This window comes from Streptomyces sp. NPDC048751 (assembly GCF_043198595.1).
Lineage (GTDB): Bacteria > Actinomycetota > Actinomycetes > Streptomycetales > Streptomycetaceae > Streptomyces.
Window position 1 is genome coordinate 165,773 of record NZ_JBICUX010000013.1, and the last position, 15,379, is coordinate 181,151.

A 15,379-nucleotide genomic window follows, 5' to 3' on the forward strand; every position below is an offset into this window, starting at 1 on the left:
TTGATCGTTCGGCACCAAATTGTAGGGCCGGGCAGCCCGGCGCCGTCAGGTCGTGTTCCGCAAGGCCGTGGCCCGGCCCTCCGCGTCCCACTCGACCTCCAGGACCTCGGCCACGGCTTCGCGGTTGAGGGGTCCGAAGACATGGGGGAAGGAGACGTCGTCGGCGACGCCGGGCGGCGGGGCGGGGACCGCCCTCTCCCACTCCAGCCCGGCGGTGAGCCGGTCTTCGTCCAGCACCAGGGCCAGCAGCGGCCTCGGGGCGTTCGCGTAGAAGGCGTTGGCGACGGCCAGAGTGGTCGCCTCGTCGGGGGAGCAGTGCACGAAGCCTTCGTCCGCGAGGGAGGCGGGGGCGTAGGGCTGGCCGGGAAGGGCGTTCCATTCGGGCAGCGGAACGAGGTGATAGATCATGGTGCCGGTTATATCTGGTCGCCGAGGGCGAGCGAGCCGGGGGCGCGTCCCGGGAACGCGCCCCCGGCCTGCCCCCGACTCACCTCGGTCAGGCGACACTGTTCGCGGCGTTGAGGATCGTGGTGGTGACGGCCTCGGGGCTGGAGGCCGGCAGCGCGTGGGAGGCGCCCGGTACGAGCGTGGCCTCCCTGGCGGCCGCGCGTTCGGCCATGAAGCTGTGCGCCTCCAGCGGGATGTTGCGGTCCAGCTCAGGGAAGACGAACCACGACGGGACGCTCTTCCAGGCCGGCTCACCGGAGGCCTCGTTGAGCGCGGTGTCGCGCAGCGGGCGCTGGGCCGCGGCGTTCAGGGCCGCCTCCTTCGCGGGCAGGTCGGCGGCGAATTGCTGGTGGAAGGCGTCCTGGCGGATGTAGAAGTCGGTGGTGCCGTCCGCGAGCGGCACGGTGTCCAGGACGTCGGGCAGGGTGCTGCCGGGGAACTTGCCGGTCAGCTCGCCGATGCTCTCACCGGACTCCGGGGCGAACGCGGCCACGAACACCAGCGCGCGCACGCCGGGAACGTCACGCGCCGCGTTGGAGGCCACCGCCCCGCCGTAGGAGTGGCCGACGAGCACGACCGGCTCCTCGACCGAGGTGAGCAGGCTCCGCAGGGCCTCGGCGTCGCCGGACAGGCTGCGCAGGGGGTTGGCGAACGCGATCACCCGGTGCCCGGCCGCCTGGAGGCGCTCGGTGACGGAGTTCCAGGCGGAGGATTCGGCGAACGCCCCGTGCACGAGAACGACGGTGGGCTTCTTACCGGTCATGGGTCACTTCTCCTGATCATCACGCGCACGACGAGACCTGCTCTACGGGCCACGGAAACCGCCGGCCGGCGGCACCTGCCGTGCTCCGGCCTCCATCTCACCCACGTTCCGGCACCCGGGTTGCCTCAGCGCGCACGGACACCGTGCTGCCCGCGCACACCGCGGCGGACACCCGGCGAGGGCCTGGTGAGCACCTGGTCAGATCCGACCCGCCAGTCATTCCATGCGGCGCTGGTCCTCCTCGCTCCACGCGCGCGTGTCGCGTGGCGGGAGGTACGGCTCCTCCTCGGGCGGCATGCCCCCGGCGACGGCACGCTGACGGGACAGCTCCGCGTCGAACTCCAGGCCGAGCAGGATCGCGATGTTGCTGATCCACAGCCACACCAGGAAGACGATCACTCCGGCGAGCGTGCCGTAGGTCTTGTTGTAGGAGGCGAAGTTCGCCACGTAGAACGCGAACCCCGCCGAGGCGACCAGCCAGATCAGCAGGGCCAGCACACTGCCCGGGGTGATCCACTTGAAGCCGCGGCCCTTGACGTTGGGTGCCGCCCAGTACAGGAGCGCGATCATGACGGTGACGAGTACGACCAGCACCGGCCACTTCACGAACGCCCACACCGTCAGCGCCGTGTCCCCGATCCCCAGCGTCGCACCGGCCTGGCGGGCGATTTCACCGGTGAACACCACGATCAGCGCGCTCACGACCGCCAGCACCAGCAGCGACACCGTCACGCCCAGGCGGACCGGCAGCACCTTCCAGACGGGGCGCCCCTCCGGGATGTCGTACACGGCGTTGGCCGAGCGGATGAACGCCGCGACGTAGCCGGACGCCGACCACACCGCCAGCACCAGGCCGACCACGGCCATGACCGAACCGATGCCGCCCCGGCCCTGCAGTTGCTGCACCGCGTCGCTGATGATGTCCCGGGCCGAGCCCGGCGCCAGCGTCTTGATGTTGTTCAGGACCTCGTCGGTGGCCGACTTGCCCGCGAGCCCCAGCATCGAGACCAGCACCAGGAGGGCGGGGAACATCGCCAGTACGCCGTAGTACGTCAGTGCCGCGGCGCGGTCGGTGAGCTCGTCGTCCTTGAACTCCTTGACCGTCCCCTTGAGCACGGCCAGCCAGGACTGCCGGGGCAACTGCGCCGGCTGTTCCGGCTCCCGCTGTTCCGTTTCCGGCGTCTGTTCCCTCAGCCCCTCTTGCCTCTGCTCCTCTTCCCTCTGGCCCTCGTGTTCGACCTGCTCGGATGGTCGGCCGGCTCGGTGATTGGATTTTGTGATTCGTCCCATGTGGCCGGGGTATCCCCGCTCGCCGGGCTCATGCGTGGGCGGGGCGCTCTTCCGGACGGGCGCCCATCAGGACGGGTTGAGCGGCAGAGCGTCCTGGTAGTAGTTCACCGGTCGGTCGATCTTCTTCACGTCGCTCGCGTCGAGCGCGGCCGGAGCGGAGCTCGTGCCCAGGGTCCCGCCGGGATGCCAGGTGCCGGTGACGGCCACCCAGGTGTCCGCCTTCAGGGCCGGGGTCCCATGGACCCGCACCTTCACGGACTGGGCGTCGGCTGCGCAGCACGTGAAGATGATCCGGGTCAGCTCCCAGCCGTCGCCGCCCTTGACCGGCGTCACGAACCCGGTGAGCTGCACACTGCGTCCCTTGATGGCCTGCTTGCGGTCCTGCTGCACCCGCTCGGTGAAGTCGGTGAGGGTCATCGGCAACGGTGACGTCGCGGGCAGCGGCTCGAAGTCGTCCTGTTCCTCGACCTTCGCGACGGCCTTGGGCTCCGCACGGGAGGCGGTGTAGGCGCCGAGGGTCGGTGGGGCGTAGAAGAGCAGGCTCAGCGCGGGGAGGAGCAGCAGCCAGGCGACCCTGGGCGTGGTGGAGTGGTCGTGGCCATGGCCGCCCCCTTCGCTGTCCGGCGCGCCGTGGTCGTGACCGCCCCTCGACCGCCAGTACGACCAGACTTCCGCCGCTCCCAGTACGAGCAGCAGCGCTCCCGAAGCGATCAGCATCGGACGCATTCCCGGCTTGACGTACCTGAGGTAGAGGTCGGTGAGGAGCGAGGCGTGCAGCAGGGCGAGGCCGCTGAGCACCAGCAGGACCATCTGTACGGGCCTTCTCACAGCAGCACCCCTCCGATCAGCACGCTGCACAGGATGGCGACGACCGTCGTCGCGGTGGAGAAGCGGACCGCGAAGGCCCGGCCGAAGGTGCCCGCCTGGAGGGCGATGAGCTTCAGGTCGACCATCGGCCCGACCACCAGGAACGTCAGCCGCGCGACGGGCGAGAAACCGGTGAGCGACGCGGCGACGAACGCGTCGGCCTCGGAGCACACCGCGAGCAGGATGGCGAGCGCCGCCAGGAACAGCACCGACAGCCAGGGCGAGCCGGTGAAGGCGTCGAGCACGGAGCGCGGTACCGCCACGTTGAAGGTGGCCGCCGCCATGGCCCCGACGACCAGGAAACCGCCCGCGTGCAGGAAGTCGTGCTGGAAGCCGAGCCGGAACTCCGTCCAGCGGCTGTGCCCCGGCCGGTGCCCGGTGTGCCGCACCGACGGCCGCAGCCACTCCGCGCGCCCCAGCCAGAGCCACAGCCAGCCCATCACGGCGGCGGTGGCGAGCGAGGCCAGCAGCCGGGCCAGCACCATGGCGGGGCTGCCGGGGAACGCGATGGCCGTGGCGGTCAGCACGACCGGATTGATGGCGGGGGCCGACAACAGGAACGCGAAGGCGGCGGCCGGGGTGACACCGCGCCCTATCAGACTGTTCGCCACCGGCACCGACGCGCACTCACAGCCCGGCAGGACGACTCCGGCGACCCCGGCCACCGGGACGGCGAGCACGGGCCGCTTCGGCAGGATCCGGGTGAACACCCGCGCCGGCACGAACGCGTTGATCGCCCCGGACAGGGCCGTACCCAGCAGCAGGAAGGGCATCGCCTGCACGGTGATGGCGAGACAGACCGTCCGCCACGCCTGCATGGCCGGGGCGTCCATGAACCGGCCGACGACGAAGAGCGCCGTACCGGGTACGACGGCCGCCCCCGCCAGCAGGAGCACCCAGGAGCGCGGCCAGCCGCGTGCGGAGGCGCCGTCGGTCCCCGCCGGGCCCGCGACCGCTGCCTCCGCCTCCTCGTTCCGTTCGTCTGTCTTCTGCATCCCCACCCCTTGGTTGTTCGCGTCGAACATAGCGCTCGCCGCAACCCGCCCTTCACCGCCCCGCCCCCAGTCGGTCAGCCCAGGCCCGGCGGCCTCCAGTCGGCGTGCCGCAGGACGGCGCGGACGGTCGCGCGGGACGGGGCCAGCCGCAGCGCGGTGTCGCGTACGGCGACGGCCAACGGGTGGGCGAGCCGCTGCCCCATCCGTCCGGCCCGGCGCGCGGCGCGGGCCACGGACTGACTGCGCGGGCGGCGCTCGGCGTCGTAGCGGGACAGAGCCGCCTCGACCGTGGGCCCGGCGGCGAGCGCGGCGGCGAGCGTGACCGCGTCCTCCAGCGCCTGGCAGGCGCCCTGGCCGAGGTGAGGCGTCATCGCGTGGGCGGCGTCGCCGAGCAGGGCGATCCGGCCCGCGGCGAAGGCGGGCAGGGGCGTCACCAGCTCATGGATGTCGTGGTGCAGCACGGCGTCCGGTCGCGTGCCGTCGAGCAGCGCCGGAATCGGGTCGTGCCAGGCGCCGAAGCGACGGCGCATCTCCGTGAGCGTGTCCGGGTGCCGCACCCCTGCGGGCGCGTTGTACACCGCGTGCCACTCGGCCCGGCCGTCGGCGAACACGATGTGACCGAACTCGGCACCCCCGCCCCAGGTCAGCTCGAAGTCGGTGTCGACCTCCACGGGACGTTCCGTGATGGCCCGCACGACGGTCGAACCGCTGTAGGCGGGCCCGGGGTGGTCGGGGAACACCTGCGCACGCAGCCGACTGTTGACCCCGTCGGCGCCCACGACCAGATCCACCTCCCGTACGCCGTCCCCCACGGGCACCCGCATCCGACCCGAGCCGGTGCGCGCGACGGACGTCACCTCGGCCCCGACCACCACGCACTCCGCCGGCAGCGCGGCGCGCAACAGCCGGTGCAGCTCGGCCCGCGGTAGGCCGACGATCGGTGTGCCCAGCTCGCGCTCGAGCACGCCGCCGTCCATCCGGGCCAGCCAACCGCCGTCGGGGCTTCGGGTGCCTCCCTCGTACTGGGGCCGCGCGGCCGCGCCGAGGCCGACGCCGAGCGCGTCCAGCGCGCGGACGCCGTTGGCGTGGAGGGAGATCCCCGCGCCCACGTCCGCCAGGACGGGGGCGCGTTCGACGACCGTCACCTCCCAGCCGACCAGACGCAGCCCGATCGCGGCCGCCAGCCCGCCGATACCTGCCCCGACCACAACCGCACTGCCGCCCATGGTGGGCCTCCTTGTTCACCCGTGCCGCCGTCTTCTCCCCGACTGAGCCGCTCGTCTTCTACAGATGTAGAAGACGAGCGGCTCACGACACTACTCCCACCCTCTACGGGTGTAGAAAGGGGGGATGCCCACCGATCGACGCACCCTCCTCGCCGACGCGGCCATCGACGTGCTCGCCCGGGAAGGAATGCGCGGCCTGACCCATCGCGCCGTCGACCGGGCGGTGAACCTGCCGCCCGGCACGACCTCCGCCTACTACCGCACCCGCCAGGCGCTGCTCACCGCCCTGGTCCGTCGGCTGGTCGCGCTCGACCAGGCCGAACTGCAGGCGATCGGGCAGCGGACGCCCGTCCCGCGGAACGCCGAGGAACTCGTCGCCGGGCTCGCCGCCTTCGTCGAACTCCGGCTCACGGGAGAAGGGCGACGCCGCTCCCTGGCCCGTTACGCCTGCGCCCTGGAGAGCGTGCGCCATCCCGAGCTGCGGGAGATCCTCGTACCGCGTGAGAACGCGGCCAGGCAGGTCGCGCAGGACTTTCTGGCCGCCCGGGGGTACGCGGACGCCGGGGAGCGCACCATCACGCTGCTGGTCTGCGTCGACGGGCTGGTCTTCGACCGGCTGGTGAGCGGCGGAGGCGTGTCCGAGGCGGAGATCCGTGGGCTGGTGGCGGCGGCCCTGCGGTGAGCCTCCCCGGTCAGCGGCCGCCCGGCACCTCGGCGGGCACGCCGAGTCCGGACACACGCAGCACCTGGTCGATCGTCGCCGCGAGCGAGCTGTCGGCGGGCACCACCGTCTCGACGCCGCCCGGCAGCAGGTCCAACGGCCGGTACCACGAGCGGAGTTCAGACTCGGTGATCTCGTCGGCGAACGACTTGGTGGCGTGGCGGGCCAATGTCTCCTCGAAGGGGACGTCCAGATAGAAGCAGTGGCTGCGTCCCGGGTAGTCGGCCAGCAGCCCGGTGAGCATGTCGCCGTAGTGCGCCACGTACAGGATGCCTTCGAGCACCGTGTGGAAGCCGTGGTCGAGGGCGTGCCGGACGGTCAGGTCGATCAGGCCGATGTTGGCGGCGCCGGGCATGTCCCGCTCGCGCAGCACCTCGCGGCGCAGGACGTCCTGGCTCACCAGGGCGATGCCCCGGCCGTACCGCTCACGCAGGCCGGCCGCCACGGAGCTCTTGCCGGACGCGCTGTTGCCGCGCAGGACCACGAGCTGGGTAACGGGAGGGGACGTCGTCATCCGGTCGGCCCATCGTCGAAAGTAGGGTAAGCTTGATCTTGAGCAGGCCGCCGGAACTCCGGTGGCGGTGCCACGCGTTGGTGGTCCAAGGAAAGACGCCCCGCTTCCTGCGGGGAAATGCAGGTGCAAGGCCTGCCCGGCGCTCCGAATCGAACCCCATCCCCGAAGTATCGGGGATGGGGTTCGTCGCGTGAGGCCGTTCCCGCGAGACCGTTTCTAGGACACCGCCTCCGCCGCCTCCTCCGTGTCCACATGCCCGAGGTCGGGACGCGGGGCCAACGGCCCCAGGTGGAACACCAGACGCGCCTCGCCGTCTCCCACGTTGCGGAAGCGGTGGCGCAGATACGGCGGGATCAGCAGCCCCTGACCGATGCTCAGGGGATGCGGCTCCCCGTCCAGATCCACCTCGAACGTGCCGTGCGTGACGTACACGAACTCCTCCGAGTACGGGTGGTAGTGCTCCGCGATGCGCTCCCCGGGCTGCACCAGGGCCACGCCCATGAAGCCACTGGTCGAGCCGACCGTGGTGGGCGTCAGCAGGGCGCGGACGTCACCGCCGCGTCGGCGGTTCGGTGCGGCGTCGGCGAGGGAGACGATACGGGCCTGTCGCTCAGTCATGTCAGTCACTCCGAAGGCGGGAAGCGGGGGGATGTACGGGAAGGACGGTCGGTCAGGAGGCCGGTGAACGGCGGTCGGTCAACGGCTGCATGCGCGTGTGCGCGAGGAGACGCAGCAGCGTGCGCTCGTCGGTCGGCGGCCCGTCGATGCCCAGGGCGGCCAGGTCCAGCAAGCGCCCCGCCTCCGCGACACCGACGGGCTCGTGCAGGGCGAGGGCGTACGCGGGCGCTTCGTCCGGCTCGCCGTCCACGTCGACGAGCCGTACGACGATGTCGTCGCGGTGGAACACGGTGGCGGCGCGGACCGGACTCGCCGGGTCGGACGCGGCGGCCTCGTCCTGCCGCGCCAGCAGCCGGGCCAACGTCTGGGCGGCGCCGGGCCGGACCGGGTACTGCAGGGCGCACCGCCGCACACGCGGCCCGTCCGGATGCCCGGACGTCACATGGTGGACGGCGGGCAGGGCGGCGCGGGTGAAGAACAGGCGGGCGGACCGCGGATCGTCGAGGTCCCTCGCCTGCACCAGACACGGGTTGATGGCCTCCTCGACGGTCCGCACCTCGGGCTGCCGGGCCACATGGCGCAGCGCGGCCTGGAGGTCGCCCCGCACCTCGACCGCGCGCACGACCCGATGGCCGTACAGGTACAGCGAGGTGCGCAGCAGGCGCGTGGAGTCGTCCACGCGGGCCTCGGGCGACGCGTAACCCGACAGGATCTCCGCGACCTTGGACTCGCAGCCCGGCCGGACGGTGAACGTCAACGCGTGCCGTACGACGTTGCCGCCCACGCGGGGAGCGGGCCGGAGCGTCTCGTCGGCCGGCACGCGCGGCTGAGCGCCCCCGGTCTCCCGCAGGACGCTGTAGCGCATCGAGCGGGTGTCGCGGACGCAGCTCTGCAGCGGCTGCACCGTGTCCAGGTGCTCCTCGCTGTTGACCCAGGCGAGGAAGGGCGGCGCGCTCTCCCACTCGCTGGTGATGAGCCACTGCGTGGGGTTCTCGAGGGACTGGCACAGCTGGTCGCCGATGTGGCCCGGCACGGCGGCCACCCGGTCGCGCATGTACTCGTACGCGTCCAGGAACTCCCGCTGGGTTCCGTCGTGGATGTCCAGCATCAGGACGACCCGCACTCGGGATCCGTCGAACGCGGTGGTGGAGACACCATCCGGATCCGACGGCACGGCAGGGGAGACCGACATCCGGCACACCTCTTCCTCGGGACACGTAAGGACGATCGTGGGTCGTGCCCCCGAGCACCGCTAACCAGGCGGGTCAAGCGGGTGAAGCCTGAGCCGCCGCGCGCCGCGGGTGGCATGCATGGAGGGCCCGGCCGTGCCGTACGCGGCCGATGTCCGCGGACCCGACGTGCTGGAGGCGAGAGATGAAAACAAGAACCGAGCAGACCGACAACAAGACCCACAAGGTCCCGGTCCTCATCGTCGGCGGTTCCCTGGTCGGGCTGTCGACCTCGCTGTTCCTGGGCCGGCTGGGGGTGCCGCACACCCTGGTGGAGCGCCACGCCGGCACCTCCATCCATCCGCGCGGCCGGGGCAACAACGTCCGCACCATGGAGCTCTTCCGGGTGGCAGGCGCCGAACCGGCGATCCACGAGGCAGCGGCAATCCTGGCCGAGAACCACGGCATCCTGCAGACGCCCACCCTGGTCGGCGACGCCGGCGAGTGGCTGTTCCGCCAGATCGACCCGGGCAACGGCCTGGCCCGCTTCAGCCCCAGCTCCTGGTGCCTGTGCAGCCAGAACGACCTGGAGCCCGTACTGCTCGACCACGCCCGGCAACTCGGCGGCGACCTGCGCTACCACACCGAACTGATGTCGTTCGACGCCGACTCCGAAGGCGTCACCGCCGTGGTCAAGAGCCGTGACACGGGCGAGCACACCACCATCCACGCCGACTACCTCGTCGCCGCCGACGGTCCCCGCAGCCCCGTCCGCGAACAGCTCGGCATCGGACAGAGCGGCCCCGGCGACCTCTTCCACAACATCAGCGTCACCTTCCGCTCCCGCGGCCTCGCCGACGTGGTCGGCGACCGCCGCTTCATCGTCTGCTACCTGACCAGCCCCGACGCCGACGGCGCCCTGCTGCCCGTGGACAACCGGGAGAACTGGGTCTTCCACGCCCCCTGGCACCCCGAACACGGCGAGACGCTGGAGGAGTTCACCGACGAGAGGTGCGTGGAACACATCCGCCGCGCGGTCGGCGTCGCGGACCTCGACGTCGAGATCACCGGCCGGGCGCCCTGGCACGCCGCCCAGCGCGTCGCCCGCAGCTACCGGTCGGGCCGCGTCTTCCTGGCCGGCGACTCCGCCCACGAGATGTCGCCCACCGGCGCGTTCGGCTCCAACACCGGCATCCAGGACGCCCACAACCTCGCCTGGAAGCTGGCCGCGGTCCTCGGCGGCTGGGCCGGGGACGGGCTGCTGGACACCTACGACGCCGAACGCCGCCCGGTCGCGGAGACGACGAGCGCCCGTGCCGCCGCCCGCTCGGTCGAGCACAGCCACCCCGGTTTCGCCCCGGCGCCCGGCGCGGGCGGCGGCCCGCAGAAGGGCATCCTCAACGTGGCCCTCGGCTACCGGTATCCGCAGGGCGCCGTCGTCGACGCCGACCCCGCGACCCCGGTCGTCCCGGAGGGGCTGAACCTCACGGGTGAGCCCGGCTCCAGGGCACCCCACCTGTGGGTGCGACACGAGGGCGAGCGGGTCTCCACCCTCGACCTCTACGAGCGGTCCCTGGTCCTGCTCAGCGACGCCACCGCCGGGACCGGATGGCACGAGGCCGCCACCCGCCTTGCCGGTGAGCTGTCGGTGCCGTTGATCTCGTACCGGGTGGGCGACGGCCCCGAGGCCGACCTGATGCCCGAGGGTGACTGGTCCGCGGTGCACGGCACGACACCCGAAGGCGCCGTACTCGTACGCCCGGACGGGTTCGTCGGGTGGCGCTCCCCGGACAAGGCGCGCGACCCCGAGGCGACCCTGCGGCAGGTCCTCACCACCCTGCTGGCGCGGGCCTGACACCTCGCCTCGGAGGACGACGGAGGCGACGACACCGTGGCGTCGCCTCCCCGGCGCCACGGTGGCCCGCGCGGCAAGCAGCCGCACAACAGCAGCCGCCGTGGCCGCCGAAGTGCGGCTTCGAGCCGCGGGCGGAGCCGGACGGGCGGTTTCTCGACACGCCCGGCGCGCACCGTACGGCAGTGGGTCAGATGAGGTGGGCGAAGACGACGAGGTTGTCGGTGTAGTCGCGCACGGAGCGGTCGTAGGTGCCCGTGCAGGTGATCAGGCGGGCCTCGGCCCGGGAGGTGTCGGCGTAGACGCGCTCGCTGGGGAAGCGGTCCTTCTCGAAGGTCTCGACGCTGTCGACGCGGAAGGTCGCCCGGCGGCCGTCGGCGCGGGTGACGTAGAAAGCGTCGCCCTTCTCGAGTTCGACGAGTCTGACGAAGACGGCCGCGGAAGTCTTGGTGTCGACGTGCCCGGCGATGATCGAGGTGCCGGTCTCTCCCGGTGAGGCGCCGTCGGCGTACCAGCCGACCAGGTTGGTGTCGTCGGCGGGTGGCGGCTCGAGCTGTCCGTTGGAAGCGAGGGAGAGCGCGGTGAAGGGGGCGTTGACGTCGATCTTCGGGATGTGCAGACGCAGGGGTTTCGCACGGGGGAGGCGCTTGACGGTCTGTTCCGGCGCGGCGCTCTCCTCCGTCCGCCGCGCCGTGGGCGCCGTGGGCGCGGCGGGTGCGGCGCGGGGCGGCTGGGAGGTGGGGGACGGCGTGTCGCTGTTGCCGCCGATGAGGGTCAGGGCCAGGGCGAGCGCGGCTACGGCGCACATGACCGTCACGCGTGAGGAGGAGCTCTGCTCGGCGGCCGGGGCGGGAGTGGGTTCAGTGGGCGTTGTCATCGGGGGGCGACCTCGCGGGGGCGCGGTGTGGACGGGGGAGCGCGGCTGGGCCGCCACGCCGTGCCGGTGGGTCACGGGTGGCGGCCGCAGCGGGATATCGCGTCGGGCGCGGGTCAGGCCAGGCCGGCCGTGGTCTTCCTGCGGCGCAGGGTGTAGGCGCCGGCGCCGCCCAGGGCGAGGACGGCGAGGCCGCCGGCGGTCACTCCGGTGGTGCCGGCGAGGGCGCCGCCGCCGGTGTGCATGCCGCCGTGGGGCTTGTCGTGGTCACCGCCGCCCCAGGAGTCCTCGTCCTTCTCCTTGGACTCCCCGCTCCAGTCGTCCTTCTCCTTGGACTCCCCGCTCCAGTCGTCCTTCTCCTTGGACGCGCCGCTCCAGTCGTCCTTCTCCTTGGCGGAGGAGTCCTTGGAGTGGCCGTCGGAGGAGTCCTTCTCCTTGTAGGTCTCGGGGTCGTACTTGGGGTCGTGGGCGGTGGCCCAGTCGTCGCCTCCGGTCACGGCGGTCAGGGCGCCGCCGCCGGTGTGCATGCCGCCGTGCGGCTTGCCGTGCTCGGCGTCCTTGTCCTTGTCGTGTTCCTTGCCGTGCGAGGAGGAAGAGGAGGTGTCGTCGTGGTCCCAGCCGTCGGCGGCGTGGGCGCCGGTGGCGGCCAGGGCGAGGACGGCGGAGGCCGCCGCGGTGGTCAGGAGCAGGCGGGCAGAACGCATGGGTAGTCCTTCCGTCATGGCCGGGCAGCCGACGTTTCGTCAGCTGAACGGACCCGGTCTTGACGTGATCCACCGTCAAACAGCCGCACCGATCCCACCACTCGAGACGCTCACTCGGGCGAACCCGCCCCGGCCTCCAGCAGCAGAGAGCAGGCCTGCCAGGCACCGAGCACGACGTCCTGGTAGAGGTACCTGCCGCTCTCCAACTGCGGCAGGTCCTCCGTCGCGGTGACGGTCGGCGGGACCCACTCGCCCTCGAATGTGTCCGACACCCGGGCGGCGGCCGCCCGCAGCCACGCCAGGGGCAGGCCTGCCGCGTCGAGGGCCGCGTCGAGCGGGAGGGGCGTGGGCGGGTCGCCGTCGAGCATGAAGTCCTCCCACTCCATGAGGTCGAACAGGAACTGCCCGGCCTTGTAGGGCGGCCACGGGGCGAGTGTGTCCAGCAGGTGCCGGCCCCGGTCGGGGTCGTCGCGGCGCAGCGCAGCGCCGTGCCGGGCGAGGGTGCACAGGGCGGTCCGTGTCCACTGGCCGGCTGTGTCGAGGACTTCGCGTACGCGCTCGTCGGATGAGTTCGGCGCGGGGATGGTGGTCATAGCGGCCTCGACGTGACGTAGTGGGCGATCTGACGGAGCACGGCCTTGCCCTTGTTCTCGGGGAGGACATCGAGGTCCCGCTCGAAGTGGGCGATGCCGCGGGCGGCGAGGTCGTCGGCGAGTGCGACGGCGTGGTCGAGGGACCCGTGGCGGTGCATCGCCCGGAGAACGACCCGGACGTCCGCGTCGTTCTGCTCCTGCCGGGGACGCAGCACGATCTTGCGCAGCAGTTCCCGCTCCTCGGGGTCGGGCACGGTGCGCAGGAGATGGATGAGCATCACCGTCCGTTTGCCCTCCCAGAGGTCGCCGAGGGCCTCCTTGCCGTAGAGGGCCTCGTCGCCGACGAGGTTGAGGACGTCGTCCTGGATCTGGAAGGCGATGCCGATCAGCCGGAACGCCTCGTCGAACCGGTCGAGCACGGCCGCGTCGGTGACGCCGGCGCACACGGCGCCGATTCGGCAGGGGCTGATGCAGGTGTACCAGCCGGTCTTCTTGCCGCTCATCGTGAGGTACGCCGTGTCGTCGGCGGGCACCTCGCGGTGCCGGATCCAGCCCAGTTCGATGGCCTGGCCCTCGACGCTCTCCCGGCACATGTGCAGCGTCTCCCGGATCAGGCCCAGGGTGCGGGCCAGGCCGAGCGTGGTCACGTTCGACAGCAGCGTGTCGACGGCGAGCAGGTTCAGCCCGTCGCCCACGTTCACCGCGAGTCCCGCGCCGTACGCCGTGTGGAGCGTGGGCAGTCCGCGACGGTGCGTGGACTCGTCCGCGATGTCGTCGTGGACGAGGAAGGCGTTGTGGAACAGCTCCAGCATCGCCGCGCTGCGCACGGCGTCCTGGGCCCGTCCGCCGAGAGCCACGCAGGCCGCGACCGTGAGCGTGGGCCGCAGCCCCTTGCCCTGGCGGGCCGGGTACGCCCGCATCAGGTCGTACAGGTCACGGCGCGGTTCCCGGTCCGGGATCAGACGACGCATCTCGTCCGCCACCCGGTCCCGGCAGACCCGCATGGTCTCCACCAGGTCCGCGTCGGTGAGGGGGAGTTCCTCCCACCACGGGGTGCCGGTACGCCCGTTCCACAGAAGGCGGGGAGCGGCCGCCGGACTCCAGCCGACGGACCCGCCCTCCTCCCGGTCGGAGGCCGGGGCGGGGCGGCGCCGATTGAGATAGTCCAGGGCCGCCCAGCCCGTCGCGTCCGCTACGTCGGTGCCGTCCCCGGCGTCCGGAGGCGGGGCGCCCCACAGGCCGGGGGAGCGGCGCCGGTACTCCTCCCACAGCTGCTGGACGCACCGCAGCCCCGACGCCCGCTGCGACAGCAGGGTGAACACCCGCCACACGGCGAGCACCTGGTCCCGCTCGCCCCGTACGTCGAGGCTGCCCGGCAGTACCTGGTCCACCGGACGATACTGCAGATCGAACAGCAGGTTCATCGCCCGGTCGTCGAACACCACTTCGACGTCCGCCGCGTCCGCCGGCCCGTCCTCGACCACCAGGCGGCTGTGGCGCGAGGTGAGCAAGGCGGCCGTACCGTCGTTGAACGACAGGCCCAGCCGGAGCCCCCGCATGTGCTCCGCCGCGGCGGCCACCACGGCGGGCGCCCGCTCCGACAGCGCGACCACGGTGTCCCGCAGCAGCGCCGCACCCGTACCGTCGTCCGCTCGGTCAGTGCTCATCGGCTCCTCCGGCGAACTCGACGACGCCCTGCGTCTCGAACGTCACGGGCCGACCGGAGACCACGCCCTCCACCCGGCACGGGCCGAGCGTCTCGTGCACGCTGAACGGCCGCATCCCGCGCTCGCACGGGTTCGCGATCCGTGCCGCCGTCCGGCCGGCGAAGTCCACCAGCAGATGGTCCCGGCCCATCCGGGCGCTGATCACCAGCCGGCCGGGCACCGTCGCACCCGACGGCGTGCCGATGAGCTCCGCCAGTGGCGGCACCAGTACGACGGCGTCCCGGTCCAGGGAGCCGTCCACCGCCATCTCCAGGCACCGGCGCGGGAAGTGCCGCCACAGCCGGCCGTCGCGCCACAGCATCAGCGACCCGTTGGCCGCGTCGCCGGGCGAGCGGGGCTGCACCAGCGTGAACACGACGGCCGAGGGCGGGGGAGCGGCGTCGGCGGGCTCTCCCGGTGAGCCGGGCGTGTCCGGGGGCGCGTTGACGAACCCGAACACCCAGCCGCCCAGCGCCGGCCAGCTCCACCGGCCCCGGACCCGCTCGTGGTACCCGGTCAGCGCAACCCCCCTGGCCCGCCCGTGCGCCGTCACCACACCGGAGCCCACCACGCCCGGTTCGGCCTGCCAGCGCAGGAACTCGCCGTCGCCGAACGCCGCGCACTGCGACGTGCACGCACGTCCGGTCCCGCGCAGCCGTACGTCGACCGCCGGCGACCCGGCCACCGCCGCCACCGCGAACCGGCCCTCGTCCGCCTCGCGCGGCCGCGGCAGCCGGAACGACGACCACGGCACCTCCTGGCGGCGGGCGTTGAACTGGCTCGCCTCCCACCCGGCCTCCTGATCGTGCACCAGCACGATCCCCCGGCGGTGCGGCGGCTCGTCCGCACCCTCGGCCCCCAGGGCCGACAGATTCGCGATCACGGCCAGGTCGCCGCCCCGGGACAGAAACGCGTAGTGCAGCCACTGCCGTTCCAGCGGGCCGCCCCGCAGCCCCCCGAGGACACCGCCCGGGAACGGGCCCGCGGGTCCCAGAGGCCGCTCGTCCACCACTGATCTCGTAGTCACGCGCAGACGGTAA

At 72.4% G+C, this 15,379-nt stretch carries 16 protein-coding genes; 2 read left to right on the forward strand and 14 right to left on the reverse strand.

From position 1 onward, the window contains the following. Positions 1-45: 45 nt before the first annotated feature. The 6 genes from ACGFNV_RS34610 to ACGFNV_RS34635 all read right to left on the reverse strand — a co-directional run bounded on the left by ACGFNV_RS34610 (position 46) and on the right by ACGFNV_RS34635 (position 5,588). On the reverse strand, positions 46-408 hold the full coding sequence (locus ACGFNV_RS34610; protein ID WP_393628012.1) for a DUF952 domain-containing protein: 363 nt from the start codon (positions 406-408) through the stop codon (positions 46-48). Between the two features lie 88 nt (positions 409-496). Further along, on the reverse strand, positions 497-1,210 hold the full coding sequence (locus ACGFNV_RS34615; RefSeq protein ID WP_393628014.1) for an alpha/beta fold hydrolase: 714 nt from the start codon (positions 1,208-1,210) through the stop codon (positions 497-499). A 216-nt stretch (positions 1,211-1,426) separates the two neighbouring features. Beyond that, a complete protein-coding gene (locus ACGFNV_RS34620) occupies positions 1,427-2,500 on the reverse strand; it encodes a YhjD/YihY/BrkB family envelope integrity protein (RefSeq protein WP_393628015.1) in 1,074 nt (357 codons plus the stop codon). A gap of 66 nt (positions 2,501-2,566) precedes the next feature. Continuing rightward, entirely contained in the window at positions 2,567-3,328 is a 762-nt protein-coding gene (locus ACGFNV_RS34625) for a TIGR03943 family putative permease subunit (protein WP_393628016.1), read from the reverse strand. After that, positions 3,325-4,392, reverse strand: a complete 1,068-nt coding sequence (locus ACGFNV_RS34630) for a permease (RefSeq protein WP_393628018.1) — start codon at positions 4,390-4,392, stop codon at positions 3,325-3,327. The genes ACGFNV_RS34625 and ACGFNV_RS34630 overlap by 4 nt, the downstream gene beginning before the upstream one ends. A gap of 44 nt (positions 4,393-4,436) precedes the next feature. Then, a complete protein-coding gene (locus ACGFNV_RS34635) occupies positions 4,437-5,588 on the reverse strand; it encodes an FAD-dependent monooxygenase (RefSeq protein ID WP_393628020.1) in 1,152 nt (383 codons plus the stop codon). 124 nt (positions 5,589-5,712) lie between these two features. Here ACGFNV_RS34635 and ACGFNV_RS34640 point away from each other — a divergent pair, with 124 nt between their 5' ends. Beyond that, positions 5,713-6,270, forward strand: a complete 558-nt coding sequence (locus ACGFNV_RS34640; protein WP_393628022.1) for a TetR/AcrR family transcriptional regulator — start codon at positions 5,713-5,715, stop codon at positions 6,268-6,270. Positions 6,271-6,280: 10 nt separating this feature from the next. Here the strand turns inward: ACGFNV_RS34640 and ACGFNV_RS34645 are convergent, their stop codons facing one another. From ACGFNV_RS34645 to ACGFNV_RS34655, 3 genes are all read right to left on the reverse strand, one after another. After that, positions 6,281-6,823, reverse strand: a complete 543-nt coding sequence (locus ACGFNV_RS34645) for an AAA family ATPase (RefSeq protein ID WP_393628024.1) — start codon at positions 6,821-6,823, stop codon at positions 6,281-6,283. A gap of 216 nt (positions 6,824-7,039) precedes the next feature. After that, on the reverse strand, positions 7,040-7,441 hold the full coding sequence (locus ACGFNV_RS34650; protein ID WP_393628026.1) for a cupin domain-containing protein: 402 nt from the start codon (positions 7,439-7,441) through the stop codon (positions 7,040-7,042). Positions 7,442-7,493: 52 nt separating this feature from the next. Continuing rightward, complete coding sequence (locus ACGFNV_RS34655) at positions 7,494-8,633, reverse strand: SchA/CurD-like domain-containing protein (RefSeq protein ID WP_393628028.1); 1,140 nt, start codon at positions 8,631-8,633, stop codon at positions 7,494-7,496. A 182-nt stretch (positions 8,634-8,815) separates the two neighbouring features. Here ACGFNV_RS34655 and ACGFNV_RS34660 point away from each other — a divergent pair, with 182 nt between their 5' ends. Beyond that, positions 8,816-10,465, forward strand: a complete 1,650-nt coding sequence (locus tag ACGFNV_RS34660; RefSeq protein ID WP_393628030.1) for an FAD-dependent oxidoreductase — start codon at positions 8,816-8,818, stop codon at positions 10,463-10,465. Between the two features lie 187 nt (positions 10,466-10,652). Here the strand turns inward: ACGFNV_RS34660 and ACGFNV_RS34665 are convergent, their stop codons facing one another. The 5 genes from ACGFNV_RS34665 to ACGFNV_RS34685 form a co-directional block, all read right to left on the reverse strand. Beyond that, on the reverse strand, positions 10,653-11,339 hold the full coding sequence (locus tag ACGFNV_RS34665; RefSeq protein ID WP_393628032.1) for a class F sortase: 687 nt from the start codon (positions 11,337-11,339) through the stop codon (positions 10,653-10,655). 113 nt (positions 11,340-11,452) lie between these two features. Then, positions 11,453-12,040: a hypothetical protein gene (locus ACGFNV_RS34670; protein WP_393628034.1), complete on the reverse strand. Its 588-nt coding sequence runs from the start codon at positions 12,038-12,040 to the stop codon at positions 11,453-11,455. Positions 12,041-12,150: 110 nt separating this feature from the next. Beyond that, a complete protein-coding gene (locus ACGFNV_RS34675) occupies positions 12,151-12,633 on the reverse strand; it encodes a hypothetical protein (protein WP_393628036.1) in 483 nt (160 codons plus the stop codon). Continuing rightward, the gene (locus tag ACGFNV_RS34680; protein ID WP_393628038.1) at positions 12,630-14,300 is read right to left on the reverse strand and encodes a polyprenyl synthetase family protein; all 1,671 of its coding nucleotides are present in this window, start codon (positions 14,298-14,300) and stop codon (positions 12,630-12,632) included. Before ACGFNV_RS34680 ends, ACGFNV_RS34675 begins: the two co-directional genes overlap by 4 nt. Beyond that, positions 14,290-15,366, reverse strand: coding sequence for a hypothetical protein (locus tag ACGFNV_RS34685; RefSeq protein WP_393628039.1), 1,077 nt, complete (start codon positions 15,364-15,366; stop codon positions 14,290-14,292). The genes ACGFNV_RS34680 and ACGFNV_RS34685 overlap by 11 nt, the downstream gene beginning before the upstream one ends. Positions 15,367-15,379 lie beyond the last annotated feature (13 nt).